The following is a 23,214-nucleotide window of genomic DNA, read 5'->3' as shown; positions in this document are numbered from 1 at the left end:
AACGCGGGCCGCCCCTCAGGCGCCCGTGGCCTCCGCCAGATACGGTCCGAACTCGCCCTCCAGGACCAGCCGTCCGAGCTTGCGGTACTCCTGCGCGATCGACGTCACCAGCTGCCGCATGGTGAGCGGGCCGGCGCACTCGGCCGCGAGGTAGGCCGCCGTCACCGCACACGCCCGGATGGAGCCGCCGGCGAGTTCGAAGCGGTCCGCGCAGAAGGCGAGGTCCAGGTCGTCGGCACGGGGCAGCCGCTCGCCCAGGCAGCGTTCCCACAGGGCGAGGCGCTGGCCGGAGTCGGGCACCGGGAAGTCCGCCACCACGTCCAGGCGGCGCGTGAACGCCTCGTCGAGGTTGGCCCGCAGGTTGGTGGTCAGGACCGCGATTCCGTCGAAGGACTCCATGCGCTGCAGCAGATACGCCGACTCGATGTTGGCGTGCCGGTCGTGTGCGTCCTTCACCTCCGAGCGCTTGCCGAAGATCGCGTCGGCCTCGTCGAAGAGCAGCACCGCGTTGACCGCGGACGCCTCGGTGAAGATCCGTTCCAGGTTCTTCTCGGTCTCACCCACGTACTTGTCCACAACTGTGGACAGGTCCACCACGTACAGGTCCATGCCCAGGTCCGCCGCGACGACCTCGGCGGACATGGTCTTGCCGGTGCCCGACTCCCCGGCGAACAGCGCGATCACACCGCGCCCCCGGCCGCCGCCGGGCCGCATCCCCCACTGTCCGAGCACCTGCTCACGGTGGCGGGCGCGCAGCGCGAGTTCGCGCAGCCGCCGGTGCGTGGTCGGCGGCAACACCAGGTCGTCCCAGCCGACGCCCGGCTCCACCCGGCGGGCGAGCCGGTCGAGCCCCGCGCCGTTCTGGGCGCGTACGGCGGCGCGCAGGTCGTCGGGGCAGACCGGGCGGCCCGCGAGGGCAGCCGTGCGCACCGCCACGTCGGCGGCCCGGTGCAACTGCCCGGAGTCCAGGCGGTGCGCGGCGACCGCCTCGGCGAGCGCGTCGACGTCATCGGAGCCGTGGCTGCCGGCGGTTCGCTCCAGGGCGTGCCGCCAGCGCGCCGCCTGCCGTTCGGGTGACGGAGCCGGCACGGTCAGCACCACGGGGGTGTCCGCCGCCCACGCGGGATCCCAGCCGCCGGTGCCGTGCGTGAGCAGGGGGATCCCCCGCAGCGCGGCGCACAACGCCCGTAGCGTCCGGGCCCGTTCGGAGGGTTCTCCGGGCAGCGCCTCCAGGGGGCCGAGGACGACCCCGGCACCGGTCAGGCGGGCCTCGACCGCGGCCACCCGGGCGAGCGCCGGTACGTCACCGGGGCGCCGGGCGAGCGCCGCCGCGTCCAGGACGAGCGGGTGCAGCCCGGCCGCGTGCAGGGCCGCGACGGCCAGCCCCTCGGCGTCGCCGCCCCGGCTGCGCAGCTGGACGAGGCCGGTGCCGCTCAGGGCCGCGGCAGCCGTCCGCCGCACCTGCGCCGCCTCGGCGGTCGGATCCTCCCGGGCCTCGCCGAGCACCCCGGCGAGCCGGGCGTCGGGCTGCGCGCTCCCCAGGAGGTGCGCGGTGACCCGGTCGGGAACCGTCAACACCCGTGACAGCGGCGGTCGTTCGGGCTCGGCGACTGCGACCAGGCCGCCCGCGACGAGCGGCGCTCCGGGGGCCAGCCGGAACCGCGCGGACGCCGCCCCGGCGAGCCCGCACAGCTCCAGGGCGAGCCCGACCGTGGGCCGCCGGCGCGTCAGGTCGTCGTTGAGATAGCCGTAGAGCCGCTCGAACCGTGCGTCCAGGTCGGGTGCCACCGCGATCAGGAGCAGGTCCAGGTCCAGCGGGGTCAGCCCGAACCGTGCGGCGAGAGTGCCGAGCACGGACCCGGCCGGCGGCTGCCACGCGTCGGGGCCGGGCAGGTCGAGGCCGCCCGGCTCGTCCAGGATGCGGGCCACCGCCTCGGGAGTGAGGTACTGGCCGCGGTACGGGTCGTCGGGATCGGGGTCGGCTGCGCGGCGGACGGCCACGGCGTGCCGCACCCGCTCCTCGATCAACTTCAGCCGCGCCCACAGGTGTTCTGTGTCCATGGCGTTCGTGGCGTTCATGGCGTTCGTGGCGTTCATGGCGTTCATGGCGTTCATGGATACGAGATCGGCGGCAGCGACGGGTTCTGCGGTGTGCGTCATGGCTGGCGGTCTCCACGGCGGCGTCGGGCCGGGGCGGACGGGCGCTCGCGCGGGCCGGCGTAGCCGCCGTCCGGGCCCGGGTCGCTCACTTCCGTGTAGCGCAGGCGGCGTCCCGGATCCGCCTCCCCGCCCCGGGTGGTGGAGCGTACGACGAGTCCCTCGGTGACCGGCGGTGCGGCGGCCCTGGTGATTCCGGCGAGCGGCGCCCGCACCCGCACCGAGAGCGAGGCCTTCAGCTCGCCGCCCAGCGCCGACCACACGTCGGAGGCGGCCGCCGCGTCGAACCCGGACCCGGCGGTGTCCACGCCCACCGTCAGGCCGAGCTCGGCGAGCGTGCCGGTGAGCAGGCGGGCGGGCAGCGTGTCGGTGGCCACCAGCGTGGCCAACGCCTCGGAGAGCAGCCGGTGTTCGTCCTGCGGGCGGCTCGCCCACGCCGTCACCAGGTACGTCAGCTCGAACCAGCGCGGCGGGCTGCGCCGCGCCACGAGGTGGCCGTCCTCGTCGTACACCTCGCCGGAGCCGCTGCCGCGCCGGGCGGCGTCCTCCCGGATGTCGTAGAGGAAGACACAGACGGTGGGGGCGCTGCGGCGCGCCGCCCAGTCCCGGGTGGGGGCGTCGAAGACGACCTCGACGCCCGACGCCTGAAGGCCGGACTCCCCGAACAGGCGGCGCAGCCCCTCGTCGACCTCGTGGATCACCGGCGGGTCACCTCGTCCGGCGGCTGCACGCTGCCGGAGACCACCAGGAAGTCGGTCGTCACCGGGGAGAACCCGGGGCCCTTGGCGGTGATGATCCGCGGCCCGGTCTCGTCCTTGGCGAGGATCAGCAGCTGGCCGATGAACGTGCCGTCCGGCAGCGGAACGGTCGGTGCCGCCGCCGCGGTGATCCCCGGCTTCCAGGTGAACCGGACCGGCACTCCCGGCGGGAAGTCCTTGCCGCGCACCGAGGTGACGAAGCCGGGCTTGCCGATCGCCGGTACGGCGATGATGCGCGGCTGGAGGATGCGCAGCCGCTGCCGGGCGGTGTTGTCGTTCTTGTCGGCATCCGTGCCGGTGGTGGTGAGCTTGCCGGTGACGTGGGTGGTCAGCGCCCTGTCGGGGCTGAGGACGACCCGGACGACGGTCTTCGCGCCCGGCTCCAGGTCCGGCAGTGCACACACCCAGGTCTCGTCGCAGCCCTCCGGCGGCCCGCTGTTCGGGATGCTCCTGGGCAGGCCGAGGGTCAGCCGCAGCCCGGTTGCCAGCGCGTTGCGGCCGTTGCGCACGGTGTACGTCACCACGACGCGTCCGCCGACGTAGCCGGGGTCGGGCTGGGCGGTGAGCTTGAGTCCGGGCCCGGCGTCGGGCTCGCCCGGGTCCGGGGGCACGGGCGGGGTGGGCGTCGGGGTGGGTGTGGCCTCGCGGACCGGCACCACGGTCCGGCCCGTGTTGTCGCCCGGCTGCGGGTCCAGGACGGTGCCGGTGACCGACCAGTCGATGGGTGCGTCGCCGGCGGTGACCCCGGTGACCGTCACGGTCACCGGAACGGTCTTGCCGGGCTGCACCACGCCGACGTTGCACTGCAGGGAGGCGGCATCGCAAGTGCCCCCCGGATAGGTCAGCCCGGTGATCTGCACGCCGGTCGGCGGAGCGACGGTCAGTGTGGTGCCGGGCGAGGCGGCGGGGCCGTTGTTCACCACGTTCACGCGGACCGTGGTGGACTTGCCGACGGTGACCGCCGGGACGGTGCCGGGCGCCTGCACCGCGAGGTCCACGGACTGCTGGACGCTGGGTTCCTTCTGCCGGCCCGGGAGTTCCGCGGTGAGCGGGGTGAGCTCGCCGGACGCGATGTCCAACCGGCGCAGTTTCTCCGGGCTGTTGGCGGCCACCGCCTCGCGGGAGCTGAGCACCAGCGCCTTGCCGTCGGCGGTCCAGGCGGCGTCGCGCGGCTGGAAAGGCCCGGTGAGCGTGGTGTCCGGCAGCTGCTGGTCGCAGGCGTTGTTGCGGGCGGCGCGGGGCAGCAGCACCTTGCAGTCGTCGCCCGTCAGGGACGCGAGCAGGATGCCGGCGCGCTCGTCGACGGCGCCGCCGCCGCTCTTGCGGTTGAAGGCGATGCTGGTGCCGTCCGGGGAGAACGCCGGACTGTCGTCGATGACCGCGCAGCCGCAGATCGTGGCGCTGAGGTCGTGCTGCTGGTCCAGGTGGTTCACCGGCACGGTCCAGATGTGCTTGTTGGCGCCGTTCCCGTTGATCACCTCGTTGCGGGTGAAGGCCAGGGTGGTGCCGTCGGAGGACCAGGTGGGCTGGGCGTCGCCGCCCTGCTGCTGCCCGGCCGGCGGGGTGATCCGGCCGGTGATCGCGCCGGTCTCCACGTCCGCGATGAGGATGCGGCTGGGGCCCGCGGCCTGTCCGACGCCGCCCGGCGAGGTCCGGGTGAAGGCGAGGTACTTGCCGTCCGGGGAGAACGTCGGGTCGGTGTCCCAGTCCTTCGCGCCGCGTCCCGCGAGCGGCATGGCGTGCGCGTCGGTGCCGTCGGCGTCCACCATCCAGATCCGCTCGATCCGCTGTCCGTCGACGGTCTCGAAGCGGGTGACGACGATCCGGCGGCCGTCGGGCGTGTAGTTCTGCCGCTCGGTCCACGGGTCGTGGTTCGCCGAGGGCTGGAACAGCGGGTCCTTGGCGGGATCGGTGTTGGTGTCGGCCGCCGGGTCCTCGTTGAGGATCGTCAGCCCCAGGTCGCGAGGGTCGGAGCCGTCCGCCCGGACGTCCTGCAGGGTCACCACGCTCGCGCCGGAGAGGTCGTCGTCGGGGTCGTGGGTGGGGTCGTCCGCCGTGGTGCGCTCCACCACCACGCCGCCGCCGTCGAGCGGGCCGAGCCAGGTGGGCGACAGCACCTCCCGGTTCTCGTTGAGCACCAGGGTGGGTTCCACGTCGGAGTGCGCGGTCGACGTGAACACGTGGTCGTAGTCGCCCTCGCAGCTACACGTGATCTCGGGGCTCAGGAACACCAACCCGTCCCCGTCGGGCTTCCAAGCCGCCCCGTGAGCACGCCAGTTCGCGTACGTGCCCGCGAACAGCGGCTCGTCGCTGGTCCCGTTCGTGATCCGCAGTCGGGGCTGGGACGTCCCGTTGACGGTGGTGGTGGCGGTGTACGCGATCCAGTCCCGGTTCACGTCGTCGTTCACCGGGTTCCAGGCCGGCTCGGAGGCCGTGCCGTTCGCCGGGGAGGTGATCCGGGTGGCGGTGCCGCCGGTCAGGGGCCGTACGTAGATCTGCTCACCGACCAGCACATCGCTGTCACTGGAGTACGCCAGGCGCTGCCCGTCGGGGGAGACCGTCGGGCACTCCTCGTTCGCGGGGGTGTCGGTGAGCCGCGTCAGACCGGTGCCGTCGGTACGCACCAGCCACAGGTCGCGCTGCGTCCCGCCGCCCGTGCCGCCGGGACCTGCCGAGTCGAACACCACGGACTGCCCGTCCGGGGTGAGCCGGGGGTGCGCCGCGTCCATGCCGCTGGTGAGCCGGCGTACCGAACCGTCGGCGGCCCGCAGATAGATCTGCGGGTTCTTCTCGTCGCGGCGGCTCGCGAAGACCATCTGGTTGCCGAGCGCGGACGGCTGGATGTCGTAGTGGGCCGGGCCCGCACCGAACAGCGGGGTGCTGGAGGTGGTGCCGGCGACCGTGCCGAGGCTGCGGTGCCGGGTGCCGGCGTACGCGATCCGGGTGCCCGCGGTGTCGGCGGCGGCCGCCGCCCGTGGAGCGGACACGGCGCTGCCCGCCCCGGAGGCAGCCGTCACCCCGAGCAACGGGATCAGCAGCAGCAACGACGTTCCGAGTCTCCCCAGGCGGTACCGCCCGCCGGGGCCGGCCGGTCCCATCACGGTCCCCTTCACGGTTCCCTCCGCAGTCTGGTGCGGCATCCGGATGTGCCCATCCGGACTGCCCCCGCCACCTTGTACCGCGCGGGCGCGGCGTGGCAGGGCGGTGGGGCCGTACCCGGGGGAAGCATGTGGTGCGCTTTCGGGCAACGCCGGTGTCAGATGAGGCCGTTGCGCAGTGCGTAGCCCACCGCGTGGGCCCGGTTGTGCAGTTGCAGCCGCGTGATGATCTCGTGCAGGACGTTCTTGACGGTGCGTTCGGAGTACGCGGTCTTGCGGGCGATCTCCGCGGTGTCCAGGCCCTCGGACACCAGGCGCAGCATGTCGGCCTCGCGCGTGGTCAGCGTGGACAGGGACAGGCCCCGCGGGTCGAGCGCCGAGCGCTGGATGCTGCTCACATGGCTGAGCAGCTTGCCGAGCAGATCGCCGGGGAGCACGCCCTCGCCGTTGGCCACTGCCAGGATCAGGTGCAGTAACTGGTCCTGGTCCGCCTCCGTGCGCCGCAGCACCGCCGAGACGCCGCACTCTATGACGCGTTGCAGCGCCCCGGACCCGAGGGTGCCGACGACGAGGCCGGTACGGGTGCCGGTGTTCAGCCGCAGCCGCTCCAGCAGGGCGGCCACGTCGTCGTCCACGTGGTCCACGACCACCAACGACACCTGGGCCCGCTCGGCGTCGGCCTCGTCGAGCAGGTCGATCTCGGGACGCTGGCGCAGCTGGTGGACGACGCCGACCCGCAGCACCGGATCGGCGGCGTACACGACCACGGTCACCCGGCCGCCGCGACCGGGCGAACTCTTCTCCTGTGCACTGGACATGGGGGTATTGCCTGCTTTCTGATTCGTGGGGGAGGTGGTGCGCGAGGGCACGTCGACCGGCGGCGGCGGCGCACGGGAGGTGACGGCAGACACTAACGACCCACGGTTACACGGGAGTTGCCGGTGGCTGTCCGGGCAGCGCGACTGCCCCGGTCTTGCCCTCGCGTTCCTCGTGGCAGCCCGGGGAGTGCTCCTAGCGTGGTGGCGTGACGCCTTCCCCAGCCTCTTCCGGCCCCGGTGCGCCCGGCCTCGACATTCCGGCCGTGACAGTGGCGCCGGGTGATACCGCCACGACAAGTCTGACCGTCCGCAACGACAGCGACATCGTCGAGGCATACAGCCTGGAGGTCGTCGGGGACTGCGCCGGCTGGACCACCGTCGAACCCGCACGGGTCTCGCTCTATCCCGGCACCTCCGAAACGGTGACGATCCGTCTGGAGCCCCCCCGCTCCGCGGAGATCCGGGCCGGCGAAATGCCGCTCGGTGTACGGGTTCTGCCGGCCGAGCACCCCGAGTCGGTGCGGGTCCTCGAAACCACCGTGCACATCGAGGAGTTCCGCGAGCTGCGCACCGAGCTGGCTCCGCGCCGCCGGCGCGGCTGGCTGCGCGGCCGCTACCGGCTGGCGGTCCAGAACCAGGGCAACACCCCGGTGCAGGTGGGCTTCACCGCCGGCCAGGCGGGCGAGGAGCTCGGGTTCACCTTCAACCCGGCGAAGCCGAAGCTGGAGCCCGGCGAGTCGACGGAGATCGGACTGCGCGTCCGCACCGGCAAGCCGGTGTGGTTCGGCGCCCCGGTGGTCTGGCCATTCACTGTCGAGACCACCGACGACCGCGAACAGGACGACCGGCCGAGCCCGTACGAGACTCCCGTCCGGGCGCCGCTGGACGCCGAGTTCGTCCAGATCCCGATCTTCCCCAAGTGGCTGCTCGCGCTGCTCGCCGCGCTGATCGCGCTGCTGCTGCTCTGGTTCGCGCTGGTCCGCCCTGCGGTGCGCAGCGCCGCCAAGGACGCGGCCGACGAGGCCGTCAAGGCCCGTCCCACGCCCGGCGCACAGCAGACTCCCGGCGACGGCGGCAGTTCCGTCAGCCCCAACGGTCAGGGCTCGGGCGGCGGTTCGGCCGGAACGGGCGGCGACGGCGGCTCCAGCGGTGGCGGCGGCTCGGCCGGTGGTCAGCAGAGCTCGCAGACCATCGACGTACAGTCGACGAGCGGCGAGACCAAGACCGGTACCTACAAGGTGCCCAAGGGCAGCATCTTCGGTGTCACGGACATCGTGGTCGCCAACTTCCAGGGCGACGAGGGCGTGTTGACGATCACCTTCGGCGACCGCAAGATCACCACGATCGCCATGGAGACCTTCCGCAACCAGGACTATCACTGGGTGACCCCCATCAAGATCCCCGAGGGCGACTCCGTGGCCATCGAGGTGACCTGCAACAAGCCGGGCACCCCGGCCACCGGCCGGCGGGCGAAGGGCTGCCACGAGGTCCTGAACGTGAGCGGTGTGCTCAGCAGCACCAAGCATTGACTCTGATTCGAACTCTTCACTTCTGACTCATTGTTGATCGGTGTTGACGCCAACTACAAAGCGGCGCATCGCTTCCAGAGCGGATCCGTCCGGAAACCGACAACAAGGGTCTGAAAACCAGCACGCGAACCGCACCGACGATCACACGGCAACCCCAGGCCATTGACCTGGGGTTGCCGTGTGTCCGGAGTGGGTCGCAGAGCGGTGCCGCGCTCTATGCGATCCGCCGCCGCGCCCGCTGCCCCTCCAGCGGCGGAGCCGTGACCGCCCCATGCGTACGGCACTCCGGGCGGCGGCAACCGGGCGGCAGCGGTCGTACGGTCGCGAAGGCGACGCCCGAGCCGACCACCAGGGCGCCCGCGCACAGCAGCATCGCCCGGTGGAAGGCGTCGTCGAAGGCGCTCGCGGAGAGGTAGGCGTCCGGGCCCATCCCGGCGAGCAGCGGCAGCGCGGCCACGGCGATCAGGCCGGCCGCGCGGGCCGCCGCGTTGTTGATTCCGCTGGCCAGGCCCGCCCGCGCGGTGTCCACGGAGGCGAGGACGGTGGCCGTCAGCGGTGCCACCAGGGTGACCATGCCGGCGCCGAGGACCAGTACGGCGGGCAGGACGTCGAGCACGTACGAGGCGCCCGGGCCGACCCTCAGCATCAGCAGCATCCCGGCCGCGCACAGGAGCGGTCCGGCAGTCAGGGGGATACGGGGGCCGATCTGGTCGGCGAGGGCGCCCGAGCGGGCGGAGAACAGCAGCATCAGGACCGTCGTCGGGAGCAGGGCCGTACCGGCGGCGAGCGGCGACCAGCCCACGGCGACCTGCAGCTGGAGCGCGGTGAGGAAGAAGAAGCCGCTGAAGGCCGCGTAGACGCACAGCGTGACCAGGTTGACGGCAGTGAACTGGCGGGACTTGAAGACGTCCAGCGGCATCATCGGGTCCGGGCTGCGCTTCTCCACTTGGACGAAGGCCACGCCCGCCGCCAGCCCGGCGACCGCGGTGACGGCGACCACGAGGGAGCCCTGGCGGGCCTCGATCAGGGCGTATGTGACGAGTGCGAGCGCCAGTGCGCCGAGGACCGCGCCGAGCACGTCGAAGCGGCCGTGCGTGCGGCCGTCCGCCGACTCGGGGACGTGACGTACGGCGATGGGGGCGCACAGCAGGGCCAGCGGGACGTTGAGGAGGAAGACCCAGCGCCAGCCGGGGCCGTCCACCAGCCAGCCGCCCAGGAACGGGCCGACCGCCGCGCCGATCCCGCCGAAGCCGGACCACAGGCCCACCGCCCTGCCCCGGTCGTCGGCGTGGAAGGACGCCTGGATCAGCGCGAGGGAACCGGGGGTGAGGAGCGCCCCGCCGACCCCCTGCAGCGCGCGGGCGGCGACGAGCACGCCCGCGCTCGGCGCCAGACCGCACAGCAGGGAGGCCCCCGCGAACCACACCACCCCGATCACGAACACCTTGCGGCGGCCGTAGCGGTCGCCGAGGGAGCCGCCGAGCAGGATCAGCCCGGCCAGCGTGAGCATGTACGCGTTGACCGTCCACTGGAGGGCGGCGAGGTTCGCGTCCAGGTCGCGGCCGATGCGCGGCAGGGCGACATTGACGACGGTCGAGTCCAGCAAGGCCATGCTGGAGCCGAGCACGGTGGTGAGCAGGATCCACTTGCCCTGCGAGGAGGCGATCCGGACGTCGGGCATGCCCCCAGGTATACAGCGAGCCCGGCGCCGTAGACAGACGCCGGGCTCGTGCTCCCCAAGGGGTTACTTGATCTTCGTGCCGGTGGAGCGCAGGTTGGCGCAGGCCTCGGTCACGCGCTGGGCCATGCTCGCCTCGGCCAGCTTGCCCCAGGTGCGCGGGTCGTAGGTCTTCTTGGAGCCGACCTCGCCGTCGACCTTCAGGACGCCGTCGTAGTTGCGGAACATGTGGTCCGCGACCGGGCGGGTGAAGGCGTACTGGGTGTCGGTGTCGAGGTTCATCTTCACGACGCCGTTGTCCAGCGCGGTGGCGATCTCCTCGGCGGTGGAGCCGGAGCCGCCGTGGAAGACGAAGTCGAACGGGGACTGCTTGCCGTACTTGGACCCGACACCCTCGTTGAGCTCCTTCAGGAGCTCGGGGCGCAGGACGACGTTGCCCGGCTTGTACACGCCGTGCACGTTGCCGAAGGACGCGGCCAGCAGGTAGCGGCCCTTCTCGCCCAGGCCGAGCGCCTCAGCCGTACGGATGGCGTCGTCGACCGTCGTGTACAGGGAGTCGTTGATCTCGTGCGAGACGCCGTCCTCCTCGCCGCCGGTCGGGGTGATCTCGACCTCGAGGATGATCTTCGCGGCGCGGGCGCGCTCCAGGAGCTCCTGGGCGATGGCCAGGTTGTCGGCGAGGGTCTCCGCGGAGCCGTCCCACATGTGCGACTGGAAGAGCGGGTTGCCGCCGGCCTTCACGCGCTCCTCGGAGACGGCGAGCAGCGGACGTACGTACCCGTCGAGCTTGTCCTTGGGGCAGTGGTCCGTGTGCAGGGCGACCGTGACCGGGTACTTCGCGGCGACGATGTGCGCGAACTCGGCCAGCGCGACCGCGCCGGTCACCATCTCCTTGCTGTACTGACCGCCCAGGAACTCGGCCCCACCCGTCGAGATCTGGATGATGCCGTCGCTCTCCGCCTCCGCGAAACCGCGCAGGGCCGCGTGCAGGGTCTGGGTCGAGGTCACGTTGATCGCCGGGTAGGCGAACTTGCCTGCCTTCGCCCGGTCCAGCATCTCGTTGTAGACCTCGGGAGTTGCGATGGGCATCTGACCGCTCCTTGGTATGTGCGGGTTGGCGTTCTGCTGCTACGGCCCTGACCTAGACCTTGGGGGTGACGTCGTCGTCGGCGCCATCTTTCCAGACCTGACCGGATGCTTTGCCCGCCCTGTCCGGCTTGTGGACAACGCGGTCGGGGTACCCGCGAGTAGCTCGGGCGCGGCCGTCAGTCGAGGCCGAGGTCGTCCTTGGAGTAGGCGAAGACGTACGGTACGCCCGCCTGCTCCGCGATCGCCTCGGCGGCGCCCGTGGCACGGTCCACGATCGTGGCCACCGCGACGACCTCCGCGCCGGCCTCGCGCAGCGCCGCGACCGCGGTCAGCACCGAGCCGCCCGTGGTCGAGGTGTCCTCGACGGCCAGCACCCGCCGCCCCTTGACCTCGGCGCCCTCGATCCGGCGCTGCAGACCGTGTGCCTTGCCCGCCTTGCGGACGACGAAGGCGTCGAGCACCTTCCCGCGCGCGGCGGAGGCGTGCAGCATCGAGGTCGCCACCGGGTCGGCGCCCAGGGTCAGGCCGCCGACGGCCTCGTAGTCGATGTCGGCGGTCAGGTCGAGCATGACCTGACCGACCAGGGGGGCGGCCACGCCGTCCAGGGTGATCCGGCGAAGGTCGATGTAGTAGTCGGCTTCCTTGCCCGACGACAGGGTCACCTTGCCGTGCACCACGGCCTTGTCCTTGATCTGCTGCAGCAGTTCGCCACGTACGTCCGTCATGCCGCCCAGCTTAGAGGCGGTGCCAGGTCCAGGTGGTCGCGGCTTCCAGGGGCTCCAGCAGGGTGACCAGACGAGGGTGGCTGTTCAGGCCGTCGGGCGGGCCCGTCTGCGGCTCCACGCACACGGCCTCCTCCTGCTCGTCGTAGACGACGACCCACTCCTCGCGGCTGGCCACCTTCAGCTCCAGCTGACCGGGCCAGGTGAGGGTGACGTCGACGCCGCCGGGCATGCCGAAGCAGTCGTCCCAGGGGGCGGGGCGGGGGTCGACGCGGTTGCCGGTGGGCAGGTGGTCGTCGCCGCGCTCCTCCTGCCAGGCGGGTGTGAAGGCGAGCTGGACGTCCTTGCCCCCGAGGTTCCGGTTGAACCAGGGGTGCCAGCCGATCTGGGCCGGGAAGGAGGAGTCGAGCGTCTCCACGGACATCGTCAGGGTCAGGGCGTCCGGCGTGAGCGCGAACTGCTGCGTGACGCGGCCGGCGTAGGGCCAGGGCTCGACCAGGTCGTACGTGAGGACGGCCTCTTCGGCGTTGACGCGCGCGGTGCGCCAGGCGCCGTCGCGGACGGTGCCGTGGATGGCGTGCGGCGGGGCGTTGAGCGGCATCTGGTGGACGGTGGCGCCGTCCCGGAAGCGGCCGTCGCGGATCCGCCCGCACCAGGGGACCATCGGGAAGCAGCCGAACCGCTCGCCCTGCCGGAGCAGTTCGATGCCTCCGACGCGCAGTCCTCCGACCCGGCCGCCGTTGCCCGGCTGCACGGTCACCTCCGCGTCGCCCGCGGTCAGCGTGATGTCTTCGTTACTCACGGGACGACCCTACTGGGACGATCAAGACCGCCGTCAGTGGCGCCTGCGCAGCAGCCGGCCCACGACGATCGCCGACGCGACCACGAGGGCCGCCGCCGGGGCCGCCCAGCGCAGGGGGGAGCCGGCCGACACCGTCTGCGGGGCGGGGACCGGGGCGTAGCGGCCGCGGGGCGGGGCGTGGTCGACCTCCTCTGCGCTGCGGCCGATCATCGTGCGGCGGGCGTGGGCCGCTTCGGCGGGGGGTGTGCCCTCGGCCGTGTCCTGCGGGGCCTCGGCGAGCGGGTCGAGGGACGAGGGCGGGACCTCGGTGTCGTGGACCGGGATGTGCTCCGTGGGCTCGGCGGCGGGCGCGGGGGCGGGCGCGTCGTCGGCGTCCGGGGTCGTTTCGAAGTCGTTGGTCGCCTTGGCCTCGAACTCCTGGGTGACGAGGGGTTCCGCCTCCTCGGCCTCCGCCTCCTCGGCCTCCGTCCCCGCGGCCAGGTTCTCCGCGAAACGGTTCAGCAGGCGGGTCGCGGCCGACGCGACCTGCTCGGCGGGCAGTTCGGTGAGGCGGCCGTCGGCGGAGGCCGTGCCCTCGAAGGCCAGCCGGCAGCCGCCGTCGGCGTCCTCGACGCGGAGGGTGAGGGCGAGCTTGACCGAGCCGGTGCCGCGGGTCTCGGTGGCGTCGCCCTCGGCGGTGTACGAACCGTCGTCCTGCGGGGTGACACGGACGGTGCCGCGGTAGGTGACGGAGTGGCTGCCGACGCGCATTTTCAGCCGTCCGGTGAGGGGTCCGGCGCCCGCGTCCTGCTGGAGCCCGGGAACCGCCCGGGCCACCTGCGCGGGGTCGGCGAGGGCCTCCCTCAGCCACCGGGCCACAACCGGAACGAACACCTCATGCTCCATGTCGGCCGAGCCTACCGTTCCTGTCGAGATCAACCAGGGTTGTTGGCCGACTCCCGGCTGCCCGGACTCTTCGTCGGGTTGCCTCGCGAACGGTCCTTGAGGCCGGCGCTGTGCCGATATGCGGCTCCGCCGCGTGGGCACGAGCCGGTCACCTCGGCACAGCCGGGCCCTGCCGCCCCATGGGCATGCCCGCTGTCCTGGGTGGGATCGCGGTCCCACACGCGCGGACGGTCACACCTGGCCGACGCCGGGTCCCGTGTCCGAGAGCGCGTCGTGCGATGGCCACCGGGGCGCCATGGTGCCGCGTGGCGGTGGTCTTCGACTGGTTTTCGAGAGTTTTCCGCCAGTGGCTCGAGCATCGTCGAAACCGAGGTCCTCGACGGCGCCCCCGACACAGCCTTCGATCACCCGTACGAGTGCTACGGGAACGCCACCGGCAAGCCCCGTCTTCGCTTGCTCAGTACCGTGGGTGCACCAGTGTGGACGGCGGCAGGTCCGTGACCCTCGTGCGGGTCGCCGCCCGGGCGTCCATCGCCAGGGACGCCGGGGCCAGGGTCTGCGGAGGCGGTGCGTGCGGGTCGAGGCCCAGGGAAGGGGCCGTACGGGCCGAGGCCAGGACGAAACCCCAGTCGCGTGCGGCCCGGGACTCGTCGGCCGTGCGGTCGGGGCCGGCCGCGAAGCCGGAGTCGCGGCCGCCCACACGGTAGGGGGTGGTGTGCAGGCCGGCGGCGCGCAGGGTCGCGACGACCGTCCAGAACACGCGCGGGCGGGTGGCGAACGGCCCGGCGTGCACCATCAGGCGGCCACCGGGCGCGAGGGCGCGCCGGGCGAGGCCGTAGAACTCCTGGGAGTACAGCTTCGTACTGGCTGTGATGCCCGGGTCGGGCAGGTCGGAGATCACCACGTCATACGTGGAGGTGGGCGCCGTGCGCAGCCAGCGGAAGGCGTCGGCCGTCGTCACGTGCACGCGGGGGTCGTCGTAGGCGTGGCGGTTCAGCTTCGACAGGGCCGGGTCGTGGCGGGCCAACCGGACGACCGCCGCGTCGAGTTCGACGACGTCCACGCGCCGCACGCCCGGGTGGCGCAGCACTTCGCGGGCGGCCAGGCCGTCGCCGCCGCCGAGGATCAGCACGCGCGCGTGCCGGCCGTTCATCGCGGGGTGCACCAGGGCTTCGTGGTAGCGGGTTTCGTCGCGGCCGACCCTGAGGCGGCCGTCGAGGTAGAGGTCGAGGGGGCGGCCGCCGGTGCCGCCGGTGAGGACGATCTCCTGGGTGCCGGTCTGCAGCGCCACGCGCACGTCGTGGCCGTACACCGCGTGCCGGGCCGCCTGCTCGAAGTCGTCGACCAGGACGGCCGCCGCCGCGAGGACGCCGAGCACGGCGAGGTTGGCGATCAGCAGCAGCCATCGGGCGCGGCGGGTGAGGTCGCGGCGGAACAGGCCGAGGACGAGGGTGCCGCCCGCGACGGCGTTGACCGCGCCGGTCAACAGCGCGCCGGTCAACTGGCCGAGGAGGGGCAGCAGCAGGAACGGGAAGGCGAGACCGCCGACCAGCGCGCCGACGTAGTCCGCGGCGAACAGGTCGGCCACCGCGCCGCCCGCGTCCTGCCGCCGGATGCGCTGGATCAGCTCCATCAGCAAGGGGACTTCGGCGCCGATCAGCAGACCGATGGTGAGGGAGAAGGCGACCAGCAGCCAGCGCGGGCCGCTCGCCCACAGGCCGCCCCAGTCACCGGTCCACGCGAACACGGCGTACAGGGCCATCGCGCTGCAGCCGCCGACGAGCGCGAGCGTCGCCTCGATGGCGCCGAAGCCGGCCGCGGCACGCCAGCGCAGGCGCTTGGCGGCGAGCGAGCCGATGCCCATGGCGAACACCATGACCGACAGGACGACCGAGGCCTGGGTGACCGAGTCGCCGATCAAGTACGAGGCCAGCGCGACGAGTTCGAGCTCGTACACGAGTCCGCAGGCCGCGCAGACGAAGACGCAGGCGAGCACGAGGAACCGTCCGGTGCTCGGCTGGACGGGCAGCCGCGCGGGGCCCGCCCAGGGGGTCGGGGTGCCGGGTGGTGCTGGCGCGTGCGGCTCGATCACGACTGCGACGTTACGTCACTGCAACTTCACGCTTCGTCACCCACACGTGTGGAACTGCCGGCCACTTCGTCACCGCGTGTTTGAGGCCGCGCGTTCGGGTCAGGCGGCCGGCGGACCGACCTGCGGCACGGGAACCCGGGCTCCCACCCGCGTCCGCGTCGCCACCAACTGCCCGTCCTGCGGGTACGCGTGCCAGGTCCGCCAGTGGACCTGGCCCTCGTGCCACTGGGCGAGCAGCGCGGTGAAGGCGTGCGGGCTGCCGGGGAAGACCCCCGCAAGGCCGTGCGGATGGTCGGAGACCAGTGCGAGCAACTCCTGCGCGCGCCCCGCGAACGAGCCCGGGGACAGGACTTCCACCCGGGCCGCGAACTCGTACTCCCAGTCGCCCATCCGTTTGGCGACGCCCAGCGGCAGCGGTGTGCTGCTGCCCGGCATGCACGCCACCGTCTCCGAACAACTGCCCCGCCGCTCCTCCAGGAGCACCTGGTGGGACGCGCCGAGGAGTCTCAACTGAAGCTTGGCATCGGCCAGTTCGAGGTCGAGCGTGGCCAGGGCGGGAAGCGGCTCACGCCCCAGGGCCCAGGCGAGGTCGGCCGCGCGCGTGTCGGTGTATGAGGTGTTCAGGGTCGTGAGCATGGGTCGGCTCTCCGCAGGCACACAAAGAAAGTCAAGGAGGAAGGTGTGGGGGTCCGGCACACCGGGCGACGCCGGGGGATCGGCCCGGACGGCCCGGTCGGCCCAGTCGGGAGGTCAGGGAGGTCAGGGAGGTCTCAGCAGGACGTCCGAGGACCGCACCGGTGTTTTAGAGGGAATCATGAACGGTGGCGCCGTCACAGCGTTTTTACCCAACTTCGTGGGGTTTCCATCCCTCAGAGGGCTCCACTGCTCACCTGTTCAACCACGGCGTACGCCATGGCGGCCGCGGCGCACGCCGGAGCGCACGAGCACCCGCCGGTGCATGGGCTCCGGCGGGTGCTCAACGGGTGTGACAGGCAAGTATGCGGTTCCCCCTCGGAGCCCGGCCGCCCCGGCTCAGCTGCCCCCGCCGCATCCCCCGCCACCACCGCAGGACGACCCGCCACCACAGGAGGAGTGCCCGCCCCCGCAGGAGTGGTGACCGCCGGAGTGGTGACCGCCGGAGTGGTGCCCGCCGGAGTGGTGCCCGCCCGACGAGCCGCTGTCTCCCCCGCCGGCCCACCAACTGCTGCTCCCGCCGCTGCGGTCGCCGCTGTACGAGCCGCTCCGGCTCCCCCCGCCGAACGACTTCGACCCGTCCCTGCCCGCTGCCTTCGCGACGATCGCCACGAACGCGATCGCGACCGCCACCACGATGAAGCCGATGACCATGGCGCCACCGTCCTTTCGTCGTCCCCCGAAGCAGCCCCCCGTGGGTGCCTCGCTTCTTGCGTGAACGGGGGATGCCCGGCGCTCTCGGCGGTCAAAGCAGAGTTGAGGAACTTCAGAGGGTTCTCACGTACAAACGGCCCCTGACCTGCATAGAAGGGCAGGTCAGGGGCCGTCTGTGGGCCGTGATCTTCGGGAGGGTTGGACTGAAACACGGTGTCGATGGCACGCCGGGCGCGCTCGCGGCTTTCGGGCATCAGGTGGGCGTACACCCGCAGGGTCAGCGCCGGGTCGGCATGCCCCATGTACTCGCTGACGGCCTTGATGTTCTCGCCCGCGTCCAGCAGAGCCGAGGCGTAGAAGTGCCGGAGGGCGTGCATGCCGTGCTCGCGTGCCGACTCGTACTTGCCGTCATCGTCGGCTTCCGGGATGAGGCCCGCGGCCGCGAGAGCGGGCTTCCACTCCTTGCCGTTGAAGTTGCTGCGCCACACCATGCCCCCTTGCTCAGCCGTGAAGATCAGCCGGGCGGACACCTTCGGCCCCTCCGGCACGTCCCACGGCAACGTGATCTCTACGGGCTTGCAGGCCTCCATGTGCGCCCGGAGCGCTGCCGCCACGGAGTCGGGCAGCGGCACGTCCCGCTTCTTGCCGCCCTTGGGGAGAGCGAAGACCGGCCGCCCTTCCACGTGCTTGATCTGCCGGACGACATGGAGCGTGCGCCCGTCGATGGCGTCCTCGGCCAGTCCGAACACCTCGCCCTGCCGCAGCCCGCATCCGGCGCCGACATCGACCATCGCCTGGTACCGCTCCAGAAGGGCCGCACGAACGGCGAACACCTGGGCGGGAACCCACGGGACCACGGGATGTGCGTCAGGCCTGGGCCGCCGGATGCTGCGTGCGCCGCAGGGGTTGCGCGACAGCAACGAGTCATCGACGGCGGCCGACAGAACCGACTGAACGTCCGCGAAGATGTTCCGGGCGTAGGAGGGGCCGACGCCGGGCTTCGCCTCCAGGGCGGCGAGGAACTCCCTGATGTGCTCCGGCCGGAAGGTCCCGACCGGCCTGGAGCCGAGCACCGGGTAGGCGTGCAGCCTCAGGCGCCGGCCGAGTTCCTTCCGGGCAGTCTCGCTGGGGGCTTCTCCTACGCCATCGACTACCTCGCCTGGGCGGCGTTCGCCTTCGATTACGGGGTGCGGCTCTATCTCGTGCAGGATCGCCGACGCTTCGTCGTTACCCACCCCTTGGACCTGATCGCGGTTCTGGTGCCTGCGATCCGGTCACTTCGGGTCCTGGCCATCTTCGGACGGGTTACCGTCATCGCGCAGCGCAGTCGGTCCGAGCGGTTGCTCATAGCGACGGCGCTAGTGGGGTTGACCGTGGTCCTGGTCGGGGCAGGCGCCGTGCTGGATGCCGAGAGGAACGCCGTCGGTGCGACCATCCACTCGTACGCCGATGCCGTGTGGTGGGCGCTGACAACGGTGACGACGGTCGGCTACGGCGATCAGGTCCCGGTCACACCGGAGGGCCGCGTCGTGGGAGGGATCTTGATGGTGGTCGGCATCGGCACGGTAGGTACGGTCACCGCGACGCTGGCCTACCGCTTCATCACCAACCCCGACCCCCAGGACATGCCAGCTTCTGATCACGAGCGCCTGAAGCGGATCGAAGCCAGCCTGGCCGAACTCACCGAACTGCTGCGAGAGCGCTGAAGCGCGCACGCACCAGGCCGTCTCAGTTTCCGTCTCATTCAGCACCGTTCACGTTCGTTCAGGCGAGACCCCGAGTCGTCTCCACGTCAGTGGCCAACCATGAACGCAGGTGAACGGCCCTGAATGACGCCCAGGGCCCCACCAACACAGTTGGAAAGCGTGTTGACCGTGTCCGTCAGTAGGCGTCGGGTTGTGCCGTGCCCGGCTGGGTCCGCCGGACGCCGGTGCATGCCACCCGCGTGCTGCCATCCTCTCTTCGGCTCTCCCAGCTTGGGGGAGCGTCCGCAGCGTCGGTACGCCCTGCGACTCGCAAGAGCCCGCCCTTCGGGAGGGACGGGATCGCGTTACACACGGCTGCCCATCCCCTTGAACACGCCCAGGCATCCCGCACGAGATGAATAACTCAACGTATCGGTTCCGCTTCGAGGTGTGAAGATGATCACCTAGAAACCCCTTGCATCTGCAATTATCAGAAGGAGAGCATGAGTAAACCCACAGGAGACACACAGAAGTATCTGCACCGAAAAGAGAAAACGTGCGCGCCACGCATTTCCGCAAATCCACAGCGACGTTCATCGCGGCAGCAGGAGCAGCTGTCCTGCTCACCACACCTACAGCTGCGAACGCATCCGACGAGATGCCCGCAGCCGCCACAGCACACGTTTCGACCAATGACGCGGCAGCCGTAGCGAGCGCATCAGATCCCTGCCAGAGGCAGCACTACTCAAAGGTCGCCTACACCTACTGGATCGGCCCGAGCAAGATGCCCCTGCGCTGCGGAACGAAAACTTGGGGCTACAACCACATAGTTGAGCGCGGGCGCTGGAGCACCAGCTTCAGCAACAAGATAAGCGACACACTCTTCAACGGTTACGAGAGGTCGCCCGGGGTGTACTACCGGTACAAGGTAGGCGCCGGTTGCTCCTCCAAGCCGCCAACGAAGAACTTCAAGGTGGTTGTCAACAAGGGGCCCCTTGGAGGGACGCCGGGCGGTCTGACACCGCAGGGAATCATTACGGCCACGGTAGAGTACACAACACCAGCCATAGCCGCAGCTTCAGCGGGCGCAAAGTGCTGAAAGGACCTAAATGGCCACCCAGGAGCAAGTGAGGGAAGCGCTCACCCAAAGGCTTTCGGGGCTACAGAGCGAGGGAGGGGGATCCTCTCTTGAAGTCCTTGAGGTAAAGGTGCCGTCTACCTTCCCGAAGTTGCTTCTGAAAATTCAGGTCAGCATCTCAGGACAGCTCTGGGAAGTCTCACTTGACTACCAGGGTCATGAAGCGAGTCTGGTGAGCGGAGACCTCACCGAGGACACCCTGAATTACCTCGGGTTCCTTGTGCGCACCCACCTGTTCGAGTGGTGGCACACGAAGGACACAGAGAAGTTTTCGGCGCGCATGGGGAAGAGACTGAACTGAGGCGCCTTCCGCTTACCGCTCGGTGGGCTTCGTCGTCGCCGGTAGTGCGCGTTCGCTCCGGTGATGCCTGGAGTGAGGCGCCGTGCCCCCTTGGAAAGCCCACAGGACAGCCTTCCAAGGGGGCGCGATCCGGCCCGGCCCGATACAGGCTCTTCGAGGTCCTGCGCCGGGCCGTCTGTGGGCCGTCCGACAGCGGCCAACGCCGACAGACGACGGCACTTGCCGACCGCTCTCCCCCAGCTCAGAGGGAGCACGTCGGGTGTCGCCGCAGCTGCTCACCCCCGTAGGTGAGTTGAGGAACTTCAGAGGGTTCCGAGCGCAGGGGAACACCCCTGCACCCACCCCGCCACGGACGGGAGCCGGTCAGCCGTAGTAGCCCTCCGAGGGCGTGTGTACGAGGCATTTTGGGGGGCAACAGCGCAACAGAGCCCAGTCCCCGCCCTGACGAAATGGTGAGCCAGCCATGGCCTTCTTTGCGGTCTCCCGATCGCAGCCCCTGAAGATCCTGTCCGCCACCGATCTGGCCGTGGAGAACGAGCGCCTGGAAGTGGAGCGCGCCCAGCTGGAGCAGGCCGTCAGCTCGCACGCGGTCGTCGACCAGGCCATCGGCGCCGTCGTCGTCCTCGGGCGGATGGCGCCGGAGGAGGCGTGGCGGGTCCTGCGCGATGTCTCGCAGCGCACCAACACGAAGCTGCGCGCGGTCGCCGAGCATGTCATGGCGTTCACCCAGGGGGTCGAGCTGCCGGAGCCCGAGCGGATCGAACTGCGGCACGCGATCGCCCGGTACGCGTCGTGGAGCGGTGAGTTGAGGAACTCCGGAGCTTCGGCGCAGGATGACCGGCATGACCTCCAGCACCCGCCCCCTCCTCAACCGCCGCCTCGCCGAGTTCGGGACGACGATCTTCGCCGAGATGTCGGCCCTGGCCGTGCAGACCGGCGCCATCAACCTGGGACAGGGCTTCCCCGACACGGACGGCCCCGAGGAGGTCCGTGAGGCCGCCGTACGGGCGCTGCGCGACGGCCGCGGCAACCAGTACCCGCCGGGCCCCGGCGTCCCCGAGCTGCGCACCGCGATCGCCGCGCACCAGGAGCGCCGCTACGGCCTGTCGTACGACCCCGACACCGAGGTCCTGGTCACCGCGGGCGCCACCGAGGCCATCGCCGCCGCCCTCCTCGCCCTGCTGGAGCCCGGCGACGAGGTGATCGCCTTCGAGCCGTACTACGACTCGTACGCGGCCTGCATCGCCATGGCGGGCGGGACCAGAGTGCCGGTCACGTTGCGGCCCCACGTCGACGAGGGCGCCGGCTTCCGCCTGGACCTCGACGAACTGCGCGCGGCCGTCACCGACCGCACCCGCCTCCTGCTCATCAACACCCCGCACAACCCCACCGGCACGGTCCTCACCCGCGAGGAGCTGACCGCGATCGCCGAGCTGGCGGTGGAACGCGACCTGCTGGTCGTCACGGACGAGGTCTACGAGCACCTGGTCTTCGACGAGGCCGAGCACCTCCCCCTGGCCACCTTCCCCGGCATGCGCGACCGGACGGTCACCATCGGCTCGGCGGGCAAGACCTTCTCCTTCACCGGCTGGAAGGTCGGCTGGATCACCGCGGCCCCGGCACTGGTCTCGGCGGCCCGCTCCGCGAAGCAGTTCCTGACGTACGTCTCCTCCGGGCCCTTCCAGTACGCCGTCGCCGAGGCGCTGGCGCTCCCCGACAGCTACTTCACCGCCTTCCGCGAGGACATGCTGGCCAAGCGGGACCTGCTGGCGGCGGGCCTGGCGGACGCGGGCTTCAAGGTCTTCCGGCCCGCCGGCACCTACTTCATCACCACCGACATCCGCCCCCTCGGGACTGTGCTGTCCGAAGGAGGCGACGGCTTCGCCTTCTGCCGTGCCCTCCCGGAGCGCGCCGGGGTCGTCGCCATCCCGAACGCCGTGTTCTACGACCACCGCGAGGCCGGCGCCCCGTTCGTACGGTTCGCGTTCTGCAAGCAGACGGCGGTCCTGGAGGAGGCGGCGGAACGGCTCCGCAAGGCATTCACGCGCTGACCGCCGTGCTATGCGGGGGGCGTCCACTCCTCGTCGCCTGCCGTACCTCACCCGCACCCGGAATGTTCGCACCGAAGGCCGCCCGGTCGCTGCCGGCATTCTGATGCTTGCCTCACCTCAGGAAATCGACGTACAGTTTCTTGTACGTCAAAGGAGGCCGATCGTGAAGACCATGACGTATTCCGAGTCGCGCGCGCGGTACGCCGAGGTGCTCAACTCCGTCACCGACGACCGCGAAGAGGTCGTCATCACCCGGGCCGGACACGACCCGGTCGTCATCGTCTCCCTTGAGGACTACCAGTCCCTGAAGGAGACGGCGTACCTGCTGCGAAGCCCGGCGAACGCCCGGCGCCTGCTCGCCTCCATCGACGAGCTGGAGAACGGCGGCGGCACCGTACGCGAGCTGGCGACCGACGAATGAGAGCCGCGAGTTGAAGATCACCTTCTCCTCTCGCGCCTGGGAGGACTACCTGTGGTGGCAGCTTCAGGACCGGAAGATCCTGAAGCGCATCAACACGCTCATCGCGGACATCGCCCGGAACGGCAACGAGGGGATCGGCAAACCGGAACCGCTCAAGCACGGATTCCAGGGCTACTGGTCGCGCCGCATCAACGACGAGCACCGACTGATCTACAAGGCCACCGAGGACGCCGTCCTGATCGCACAGTGCCGCTACCACTACGAGAGCTGACAGGACTGTAGGGATCGGTCACGTTCCTTTCCGGCCCGCGTCGTGCGGAGATCACGCAGGCCGGCAACGGTTGAGGCCGCGTTCTGGATCCTCAGCCGATCGCAGCGGGGACGCGGTGGTCAGGTCCTCCCCGGGTGAGGAGCCATCCCCCGGCTGTCCACAATCCTGGCGTGGTCCTACCCTCTTCTCGACTCCATCAGGAGCCGCTGGAGTGTCAGGCCGTGGGCGCGGGATTCGATGCCCCCGGCCGGGGGGGTGCCTCTATGTCTTTCGTCAAGCGAGGCGTGGGGTTCTGGGTTCGTAGAAGGTGCCGTCGCGGAGCATGGCGAACAGCACGTTGATCCGTTGTCGGGCCAGGCGGAGAAGTGCTTG

The 23,214-nt window shown here is 71.0% G+C and carries 20 protein-coding genes and 1 pseudogene; 8 read left to right on the top strand and 13 right to left on the bottom strand.

All coding sequences use genetic code 11. The features are described from left to right. Window positions 1-15: 15 nt before the first annotated feature. The 4 genes from LJ657_RS15875 to LJ657_RS15860 all read right to left on the bottom strand — a co-directional run bounded on the left by LJ657_RS15875 (window position 16) and on the right by LJ657_RS15860 (window position 6,831). Entirely contained in the window at window positions 16-2,097 is a 2,082-nt protein-coding gene (locus LJ657_RS15875) for an AAA family ATPase (protein WP_372487928.1), read from the bottom strand. A gap of 59 nt (window positions 2,098-2,156) precedes the next feature. Beyond that, entirely contained in the window at window positions 2,157-2,858 is a 702-nt protein-coding gene (locus LJ657_RS15870; RefSeq protein ID WP_232649257.1) for a Pvc16 family protein, read from the bottom strand. Beyond that, window positions 2,855-5,959: a hypothetical protein gene (locus LJ657_RS15865; protein ID WP_232649543.1), complete on the bottom strand. Its 3,105-nt coding sequence runs from the start codon at window positions 5,957-5,959 to the stop codon at window positions 2,855-2,857. Before LJ657_RS15865 ends, LJ657_RS15870 begins: the two co-directional genes overlap by 4 nt. Before the next feature lie 212 nt (window positions 5,960-6,171). Next, a complete protein-coding gene (locus LJ657_RS15860) occupies window positions 6,172-6,831 on the bottom strand; it encodes a helix-turn-helix transcriptional regulator (protein WP_232649256.1) in 660 nt (219 codons plus the stop codon). A gap of 206 nt (window positions 6,832-7,037) precedes the next feature. On the opposite strand from LJ657_RS15860, the gene LJ657_RS15855 reads away from it, so the two are divergent. Further along, window positions 7,038-8,360: a COG1470 family protein gene (locus tag LJ657_RS15855; protein WP_232649255.1), complete on the top strand. Its 1,323-nt coding sequence runs from the start codon at window positions 7,038-7,040 to the stop codon at window positions 8,358-8,360. A 214-nt stretch (window positions 8,361-8,574) separates the two neighbouring features. On the opposite strand, the gene LJ657_RS15850 is transcribed toward LJ657_RS15855, so the two are convergent. The 9 genes and pseudogenes from LJ657_RS15850 to LJ657_RS49495 form a co-directional block, all read right to left on the bottom strand. Then, window positions 8,575-10,041, bottom strand: coding sequence for an MFS transporter (locus LJ657_RS15850; protein WP_232649254.1), 1,467 nt, complete (start codon window positions 10,039-10,041; stop codon window positions 8,575-8,577). Window positions 10,042-10,104: 63 nt separating this feature from the next. After that, a complete protein-coding gene (gene fbaA / locus LJ657_RS15845) occupies window positions 10,105-11,127 on the bottom strand; it encodes a class II fructose-bisphosphate aldolase (RefSeq protein ID WP_232649253.1) in 1,023 nt (340 codons plus the stop codon). A 176-nt stretch (window positions 11,128-11,303) separates the two neighbouring features. Further along, a complete protein-coding gene (pyrE, locus tag LJ657_RS15840; RefSeq protein WP_232649252.1) occupies window positions 11,304-11,852 on the bottom strand; it encodes an orotate phosphoribosyltransferase in 549 nt (182 codons plus the stop codon). Window positions 11,853-11,862: 10 nt separating this feature from the next. After that, window positions 11,863-12,651, bottom strand: coding sequence for an aldose epimerase family protein (locus LJ657_RS15835; RefSeq protein WP_232649251.1), 789 nt, complete (start codon window positions 12,649-12,651; stop codon window positions 11,863-11,865). A 33-nt stretch (window positions 12,652-12,684) separates the two neighbouring features. Then, a complete protein-coding gene (locus LJ657_RS15830) occupies window positions 12,685-13,536 on the bottom strand; it encodes an SRPBCC domain-containing protein (protein ID WP_232649250.1) in 852 nt (283 codons plus the stop codon). A 457-nt stretch (window positions 13,537-13,993) separates the two neighbouring features. Next, a complete protein-coding gene (locus tag LJ657_RS15825) occupies window positions 13,994-15,628 on the bottom strand; it encodes a polyamine aminopropyltransferase (RefSeq protein WP_232649249.1) in 1,635 nt (544 codons plus the stop codon). Between the two features lie 99 nt (window positions 15,629-15,727). Beyond that, window positions 15,728-16,264 (bottom strand): DUF2617 family protein, encoded by a 537-nt coding sequence (locus tag LJ657_RS15820; RefSeq protein WP_232649248.1) that lies wholly within the window; start codon window positions 16,262-16,264, stop codon window positions 15,728-15,730. A 396-nt stretch (window positions 16,265-16,660) separates the two neighbouring features. Next, window positions 16,661-16,975, bottom strand: a complete 315-nt coding sequence (locus LJ657_RS15815) for a hypothetical protein (RefSeq protein ID WP_232649563.1) — start codon at window positions 16,973-16,975, stop codon at window positions 16,661-16,663. Window positions 16,976-17,169: 194 nt separating this feature from the next. Further along, window positions 17,170-18,075 (bottom strand): annotated as a pseudogene (locus tag LJ657_RS49495) (tyrosine-type recombinase/integrase); the annotation flags it as partial. Between LJ657_RS49495 and LJ657_RS48585 the strand changes: the two are divergent. From LJ657_RS48585 to LJ657_RS15775, 7 genes are all read left to right on the top strand, one after another. Next, complete coding sequence (locus LJ657_RS48585) at window positions 18,007-18,681, top strand: potassium channel family protein (protein ID WP_232649247.1); 675 nt, start codon at window positions 18,007-18,009, stop codon at window positions 18,679-18,681. The pseudogene LJ657_RS49495 and the gene LJ657_RS48585 overlap by 69 nt on opposite strands. A 535-nt stretch (window positions 18,682-19,216) precedes the next feature. Beyond that, window positions 19,217-19,759, top strand: coding sequence for a hypothetical protein (locus tag LJ657_RS15800; protein ID WP_232649246.1), 543 nt, complete (start codon window positions 19,217-19,219; stop codon window positions 19,757-19,759). A gap of 10 nt (window positions 19,760-19,769) precedes the next feature. Continuing rightward, on the top strand, window positions 19,770-20,099 hold the full coding sequence (locus tag LJ657_RS15795; RefSeq protein WP_232649245.1) for a hypothetical protein: 330 nt from the start codon (window positions 19,770-19,772) through the stop codon (window positions 20,097-20,099). Window positions 20,100-20,562: 463 nt separating this feature from the next. After that, complete coding sequence (locus LJ657_RS48580; RefSeq protein ID WP_308117039.1) at window positions 20,563-21,093, top strand: ANTAR domain-containing protein; 531 nt, start codon at window positions 20,563-20,565, stop codon at window positions 21,091-21,093. Continuing rightward, the gene (locus LJ657_RS15785) at window positions 20,999-22,150 is read left to right on the top strand and encodes a pyridoxal phosphate-dependent aminotransferase (RefSeq protein ID WP_308117056.1); all 1,152 of its coding nucleotides are present in this window, start codon (window positions 20,999-21,001) and stop codon (window positions 22,148-22,150) included. Before LJ657_RS48580 ends, LJ657_RS15785 begins: the two co-directional genes overlap by 95 nt. A gap of 163 nt (window positions 22,151-22,313) precedes the next feature. Then, complete coding sequence (locus LJ657_RS15780) at window positions 22,314-22,571, top strand: type II toxin-antitoxin system Phd/YefM family antitoxin (RefSeq protein ID WP_232649243.1); 258 nt, start codon at window positions 22,314-22,316, stop codon at window positions 22,569-22,571. A 10-nt stretch (window positions 22,572-22,581) separates the two neighbouring features. Next, entirely contained in the window at window positions 22,582-22,842 is a 261-nt protein-coding gene (locus LJ657_RS15775) for a Txe/YoeB family addiction module toxin (RefSeq protein WP_046730454.1), read from the top strand. The last annotated feature ends 372 nt before the right edge of the window (window positions 22,843-23,214 follow it).

The sequence above is a fragment of the Streptomyces guryensis genome, assembly GCF_021261325.1.
Classification (GTDB): Bacteria; Actinomycetota; Actinomycetes; order Streptomycetales; family Streptomycetaceae; genus Streptomyces; species Streptomyces guryensis.
This window is presented reverse-complemented; position numbering and strand designations above follow the sequence as displayed.